This is a genomic window from Lactobacillus delbrueckii subsp. bulgaricus (genome assembly GCF_046938665.1).
GTDB classification, from domain to species: domain Bacteria; phylum Bacillota; class Bacilli; order Lactobacillales; family Lactobacillaceae; genus Lactobacillus; species Lactobacillus delbrueckii_C.
Genome location: NZ_JBKZCD010000001.1, coordinates 303,885 through 310,653, shown reverse-complemented (window position 1 = coordinate 310,653; position 6,769 = coordinate 303,885). Strand labels below are relative to the sequence as shown.

The following is a 6,769-nucleotide window of genomic DNA, read 5'->3' as shown; positions in this document are numbered from 1 at the left end:
CGAAAACCTTGCTGGTCAATGCCAGCAGGATCAAGGAAATGGCCAGCGGGTAAAGCAACATCAAGACTGGCAGGGAGAAGGAAATGATGGTGGTCAGGCCGATGTTGGCAATGCCAAAGGCCAGGAGGCTGAAGATGATGGCCCACTTGTTGTAAGACAGGGTCTTCGGGAACATTTCCACGAAGGTCTCGCTGCAGGCCGTGATAAGGCCGATCGCCGTCTTAAGGCAGGCCACGAAGATCATCAAGGCAAAAATTACCGCCCCCAGACCTGGGAAGTAGTGGCGGGCAATTTGGGACAGGGCCTCCCCGCCGTTAGCGGCCAAGCCCAAGGCAGTCCGGCTCTGGGCCCCGACCAGGGCAGTAATGGCGTAGATCACCGCCATCAAAAGGCAGGTGAGGACCCCGGTCTTCAAAGTCGCGGAAGCAACTTTTTCCGGCTTGGTTACCCCAAAGGTCCGGATGCTGGAAATGACGATAATGCCAAAAGCCAGGCCCGCCAAAGCATCCATGGTGTTGTAGCCGGCCAAGACTCCGCTGATAAGTGGGGCGCTGGCATATTCGCCAACCGGCTTGACTGCATGATAGTTGCCCAAGGGATGCAGCAGCGCCGTGATCATGATAAAGAAGAAAAAGAGCAAGAAGGCCGGAGTCAGAAACTTGCCGATCCAGTCCATGATCCGCCCTGGTCTTAAAGAGAAGAAAAGCATGATCGCGAAGAAGATCAGTGAGAAAATAAAGAGGCCAGTGCTTTTGGCCATCCCGCTGGGCAAAAGAGCTGAGATCCCGGTTTCAAAAGGAACCGTGAAGCAGCGGGGAATGGCGAAGAAGGGCCCGATGGTCAAGTACAAAAGGCAGGTAAAGAAGTAGCTGTACTTGTGGCTGACCCGGCCACTGAGGTCTAATAGCCCTTCTGACCTGGTCATCCCTAATGAGGCGATGGCCAAAAGGGGCAGGCCCACCCCAGTGATCAAGAAGCCCAAGAGGGAGATCCAGAGGTTGGCTCCGCTGGCTTCCCCCAGGTAGGCAGGAAAAATCAGGTTCCCGGCCCCGAAGAAGAGGCCGAAGAGCATGCTGGAAATCGTCAGCGACTCAGCATGCGTCAACTTTTCTTTCATGTTGATCCTCCATAAAACAAGTTAAAATAACAATAAATAGAAAGTAACAACTAGGAAATATAAATTTGAAAACTATTGTGCTAAAGCACACAATAGCTTATATTTTACCATACAGACTGACAGAAAGATTAAAACATGGTGGAATAATGACTCCTTTTGAAAAGTACCAGGCGGTTAAAAAGGCTTATGCGGCCGCGGCTAACAAAGAAAATGCCCAGGCCATGGGCAAATACATGCGAAATCTTTTTCCCTTCTATGGGCTCAAGACGCCAACGCGGCGGGAATTATCCAAGCCCTTTTTAAAGGGCGTGACTAAGGAAGAAATCGCCTGGGACCTGGTTGACCTCTGCTTTGAAGATGACTACCGGGAAATGCAGTACTTTGCCCTGGACTACTTGAAGAAAGTCCAAAAGCAGCTGACTTTTAAGGACTTACCAAAAATCAAGCAGCTGGCGGAGACCAAGTCCTGGTGGGACAGCGTCGACAGCCTGGTCAAACTGGCCGGGCAGATTTTTATCAGAGATGAGGAAAACAAGGAAAAGATGGCAGCCCTTATGCTAGACTGGGCGCAAGATCCCGACTTCTGGGTTAGGCGGACGGCGATTGAATTCCAGTTGGGCTTAAAAGAAGCAACTGACCCGGACCTCTTAGGCAAGATCATCGACCGCAACTTAGGCAGCCAGGAATTTTTTATCAACAAGGCCATCGGCTGGGCCCTAAGGGACTACTCCAAGACCAACCCGGCCTGGGTCAGGGACTACATGGCTTCCCGCCAGCTTAGTGCTTTGAGCCGGCGGGAGGGCAGCAAGTATATCTAGTTGCCGCAGGTAATGATAAGTAAGCAGATAAGAGTGACAAAAAATGTTTGAACTGAACTACTGCCCCCAATGCGGGCAAAAATTGACTAAAAAGGAATTGCCTCTGGACGGCTTGATCCCTTATTGCGAGCAATGCGGCGACTTCTGCTTTCCAGTTTTTTCCGTCGCTGTCAGCATGATCGTCATGAATGAAGGAGGCGACCAGGTCCTCTTGATCAAGCAGTACGGGAAGGACTCCTATATCCTGGTGGCTGGCTACGTTAACAAAGGGGAGAACGCCGAAGACAGCTGCCGCAGAGAACTAATGGAGGAACTGCATTTGACGGCCAGAAGCCTCCACTTCAACCGCAGCCAGTATTTTGCCCCCTCAAATACCTTGATGCTCAACTACACGGTGACCGTTGACCAGGCTGAAATTGTTAGTCCAAATGAGGAAATCGACGCCTGGAACTGGTTAAGCATAGACGAGGCCCGCCGGCAGATCCGGCCAAATTCCTTAGCCCGGACTTTTTTGTTGGAATACCTCAATAAATGCAAATTGCATAGATAATTGAAAACTTATCATCTTAGCGATATATCCTTTATTTAACAAGACTTACCTAATAAAAGTGATAAGCGTTTTATTATTTTGTGCTAATAACTTGATTTTATTAATCGAATGCTTTATAGTATTTTTTGCTTTAAAAGGAAGACACTCCCGGCCCAGCCGCGGGTGTTTTCTTATGTTAACGGTATTTTGGCTAGGAAATTTGTGTTTTGCTTGGTGAGGTAAAGCTTGGAAAAATACGGCGCTTTTAAAAGGAATTTTGATTTCAGCGGTCTTTCTCCCCTGGAAGCTCAGAAAATGCTGGGCTATGTAGAATTGATGAACCAGTGCATGGACCGGGCCATGCAGGATGGAGACCCTAGTGACGCGATTATGATTTTCCTCAGTGAAATTGGTGAAAAGCTGGGAGCTGACCGGGCCTATATTTTCCAGTTGAATGAAAAGCAGCTCTATGACAACACCTATGAATGGTGCGCGCCGGGAGTTGCTTCTGAACGGGCAACCCTGCAGGACATGCCGCGGGCTGATCTTGGCTCGCCTTTTGCCCGGGCCTTTAGGGAAAATTCCGGTTACTATATCAGCGATATGGCAGCTTTCAAAGCGGCTGATCCGATGTTATATGAGGTATTTTCCCGCCAGGAGATCAGCAGTCTGGTCTTGTGCCCGTTTTACTTTGAAAACGACCTGGTCGGCTTTGTTGGGGTGGATGAACCAAAAGACATGAATCTGGTCCTCCCGGTCATGCAGATTGCTTCCAGCCATATGTCAGGGCTTTTGCAAAAGTCCTTTTACGTGGAAAAGGGAGCTTCAGCTGACAGCGTGACCAATTTGTGCAGCGTGACCGCCTTCCGCCACCATGTTGCTTATGAGTTGGCGGAAATTAAGACTAATCCTGGCTTGAAGCTGGACCTGGTCCACTTCGACATCAGCAATTTTAAGTTTTTTAATAAAGAACACGGCTTAAAGGCCGGTGATGAGCTGTTAAAGCGCCTGGCCCAGGTGATTGTCCAAGAGGTAGGCAGCCCCTGGCTGGTCCGGCCGGTTGCTGACCACTTTTATGCCTTGATTCCTGATAGCAAGGTGGACCAGGCCATTCGGAACGTTCACGATGCCATTATTGGGGATGAAGCCTTCGGGGTCTCAATTAGGGCCGGGATCTACCCCTTGTCCGCCAGCGACCAGCAGGTCTCCTTTGCCATGGACCGGGCCAGAATCGCGGCCAACAATGCCGTGGGCAACTACCAGAACTACTACTGCCGCTATGAGCAAAAGATGGAGGCTGACCTGACTTTGGCCAACTACCTGCTGGGCCATATCGACGAGGCAGTGGCTAAGGGCTGGATCAAGGTCTACTACCAGCCGATCGTGGACACCTTCAGTTCCAAGATCAGCACTTATGAAGCCCTGGCTCGCTGGATTGACCCTAATTACGGCTTTTTGAACCCGGGAGAATTCATCGAGGTTCTGGAGCGGGGACATTTGATCCACAAGCTGGACCTCTATATCCTGGACCTGGTCTGCCAGGACCTGGAAGAAGCGATGCAAAAAGGCGAGACCTATCCAATGATTTCGGTTAACTTGTCCCGCTATGACCTGGAGCTGCCCGACCTGCATGAAAGAGTCAACACGATTTTAGCCAGGCATGGGGTAAAAAGCTCCCAGATCCGGATAGAAATCACCGAGTCAGCCTTGCTCAGCAATACTGAAGCCGTCATCAAGGAGCATATCAGCCGCTTCCATGAGGACGGCTACCAGGTCTGGCTGGATGACTTCGGCAGCGGCTTCTCATCCTTGAACAGCCTGCAGAACTTCGACTTTGACCTGCTCAAGATTGACATGGCCTTTCTCCGCCACGCCAATGAGAAGACCCCGACCATCTTGATGGACGTGATCGACATGGCCAAGCGGCTGGGGATTGAAACCCTGTCTGAAGGGGTCGAGACTAAGGATGAGTATGACTTCCTCCACTCCATCGGCTGCGTTTTGGCCCAGGGCTTCTACTTCTCCCAGCCTTTGCCAAAAGACAAGATTGCCGCCAAGCGGAAGGAGCGGGGGCTGGAATTTGAAAGCCCGGCTGAGCATGCCTTTTACCAGAAGATCGGCCAGGTCAATGTCTTGAATGCCCTCTATCCCTTCAGCGGGAGCAATTACCAGGAGCTGGTGGAAAACGTTCCGGTCATGGTCTTTTTAGATAAGGGCGGGGACTTTGACATTATCTATGCCAACAAGGCTTTTAAAAGCTGGACTGAGTCCCTCCTTCTCAAGGGTGAAGATTACGCGGCAGCCATCAAGGAAGAGTTTTGTGCCCTTTTAAAGCAGCTGGTCAGCCAGACCGATGGTGAAATCATTGAAAAGAGTTTCCGGATCAAAGACTATGCCGGCCGCCTGCGCCTGCAGCTGGTGGCAGAGATGCCAGGCCAGCGGGCATATGTGACCAGCACGAATATGGTTTGATTTTTTAAGGCCTTTTTCTTTCAAACGCTTTTCGCTTATAATTTAACTAGTTTGAAAAAATCGAGGGAAAAGACGATGAATGAACTAGACAAAATGCGCTCTGGTGGCTTTTACCAGTTGACGGCAGCGGAGGTGGAGCATTACCAGGAAGCGGGAATCATCTGGAACGACGAGTTCAGGCAGGGCAATAACCTGGACCGGCCAGCCCAGCTCCTGCGCTTGAAGATGCACCTGGGTGCTTTAGGGGACCAGGCCAGCTTTGGGACCAGCTTCAGCTGCCTGAACGGGCCGAATATCTATATTGGCCACCACTTTCTGGCCGCTGGGGGCTTGACCATCGAAGACGCCGGTGAGGTCCATATCGGCGACTACGTGACCATGGGGCCCAATTGCCTGCTGACGACAATCGCCCACCCCCGGTCAACCAGGCAGCGCCGCCAGCGCCTGGCCCAGGCCAAGGGGGTTGAAATCGGCAATGACGTCTGCCTGGGGGCGGGGGTCACGGTTTTAGCCGGGGTCAAAATCGGCGACAACGTGGTCGTGGAAGCCGGGGCCGTGGTGACCCAGGATCTGCCCGCCAACGGGGTCTTCGCCGGCATCCCGGCCAGGAAAATTGCTGATCTGGCCAATGATTGCGGATAAGTGTCAACTTATGGTTTGACTTTATCATTATGTTTTAAGTAAAATATCACTATCAGCTTGCACTGAAGTGAAAAGGTGAGGAGTTAACAATGAAAATAGCTTTACAAGTTTTAGCCTGCCTGGTGGCAGTTGAGTTCTTCTATATCATGTATTTGGAAACTTTTGCAACGACTTCCAAGAAGACGGCAGAAGTTTTCCAAATGGACCAGGAAGAATTAAGCCGGCCGTCAGTCAATACGCTGTTTAAGAACCAGGGTATCTACAACGGCCTGCTGGCTGTTTTGACCTTGATCGCGGCCTTTGCCCTGGGTAAGATCGTCCTGCAGCTGGTCTTGGCCTACATGATCCTGGTAGCGGCCTACGGGGCCGTGACCAGCCAGCCGAAGATCCTCTTGATGCAGGGGGGCTTGCCTATCTTGACCTTGATCGTCAGCTTCTTTGCTTAAGGGCGGGATGCAAGATATAACTCTTTTTTCAGAAAAAACTTGCGCTGAGTTCTTGTAGGAATATAATATTTTTAATAAAAGGACCAAAATAGCCAGCGCAGCTGTTGAATAGGTGGGAGAAAGAAATGGTTGAATACAAAATCGACAAAACCGATCGACGCATTTTACAAATGTTGGAAGAGAATGCCCGCATTTCCGTTAAGGATATCGCGGAAGCCAACTTCATGTCTTCTCCGGCCGTAGCCAACCGCATCAGACGGATGGAAGCCAACAACCTCATCAAGCACTACTATGCTGACATTGACTACTCGTCCATGGGCTACGTGGTTAAGGCCTTCATCAATTTGGAAGTCAAGCCGGAAGACAAGAGCGAGTTTTACCCCTTCATCGAGAAGATTCCGAATGTTATCCAGTGCGACTGCGTGACGGGGGACTACTCCATGCTGATTCAGGCTGCCTACCAGCGGCCAGAAGAACTGGACCACTTAGTCAACGAGCTGCAGAAATTCGGCCGGACCAAGACCGAAATCGCCTTTTCCACCCCGATCGAGCACCGGCCAATCCCGGTCAAGACCGAGAGTGATGACGAAGAAGACAAGAAAGAAGACTGATTTTAAGCCTCCGTCTGCCAAGACGGGGGCTTTTTTTAGACCTTTTTGCAAAGAAATAGTTAAGCTTGCCACTTTACCGCTTACAATTATACCAATTTGCGAGCAAAGACTTGACCCGGGCTAAAAAAACGGCT

At 50.7% G+C, this 6,769-nt stretch carries 7 protein-coding genes; 6 read left to right on the top strand and 1 reads right to left on the bottom strand.

The genetic code is table 11. The features are described from left to right. The coding region (gene brnQ / locus ACLUXO_RS01445) for a branched-chain amino acid transport system II carrier protein (protein ID WP_412136027.1) at nt 1–1,117 on the bottom strand (1,117 nt) is incomplete at its 3' end. A 146-nt stretch (nt 1,118–1,263) separates the two neighbouring features. Here brnQ and ACLUXO_RS01440 point away from each other — a divergent pair. From ACLUXO_RS01440 to ACLUXO_RS01415, 6 genes are all read left to right on the top strand, one after another. Next, nucleotides 1,264–1,935: a DNA alkylation repair protein gene (locus ACLUXO_RS01440; protein WP_412136026.1), complete on the top strand. Its 672-nt coding sequence runs from the start codon at nt 1,264–1,266 to the stop codon at nt 1,933–1,935. Nucleotides 1,936–1,978: 43 nt separating this feature from the next. Further along, nucleotides 1,979–2,485 (top strand): NAD(+) diphosphatase, encoded by a 507-nt coding sequence (locus ACLUXO_RS01435; RefSeq protein WP_412136025.1) that lies wholly within the window; start codon nt 1,979–1,981, stop codon nt 2,483–2,485. A gap of 294 nt (nt 2,486–2,779) precedes the next feature. Further along, entirely contained in the window at nt 2,780–4,936 is a 2,157-nt protein-coding gene (locus tag ACLUXO_RS01430) for a sensor domain-containing diguanylate cyclase (protein ID WP_412136024.1), read from the top strand. Nucleotides 4,937–5,011: 75 nt separating this feature from the next. Beyond that, nucleotides 5,012–5,578 (top strand): DapH/DapD/GlmU-related protein, encoded by a 567-nt coding sequence (locus tag ACLUXO_RS01425; RefSeq protein WP_412136023.1) that lies wholly within the window; start codon nt 5,012–5,014, stop codon nt 5,576–5,578. A gap of 89 nt (nt 5,579–5,667) precedes the next feature. Beyond that, nucleotides 5,668–6,024: a DUF1304 domain-containing protein gene (locus ACLUXO_RS01420; RefSeq protein WP_003617088.1), complete on the top strand. Its 357-nt coding sequence runs from the start codon at nt 5,668–5,670 to the stop codon at nt 6,022–6,024. Nucleotides 6,025–6,149: 125 nt separating this feature from the next. After that, complete coding sequence (locus ACLUXO_RS01415; protein WP_300617121.1) at nt 6,150–6,635, top strand: Lrp/AsnC family transcriptional regulator; 486 nt, start codon at nt 6,150–6,152, stop codon at nt 6,633–6,635. Nucleotides 6,636–6,769 lie beyond the last annotated feature (134 nt).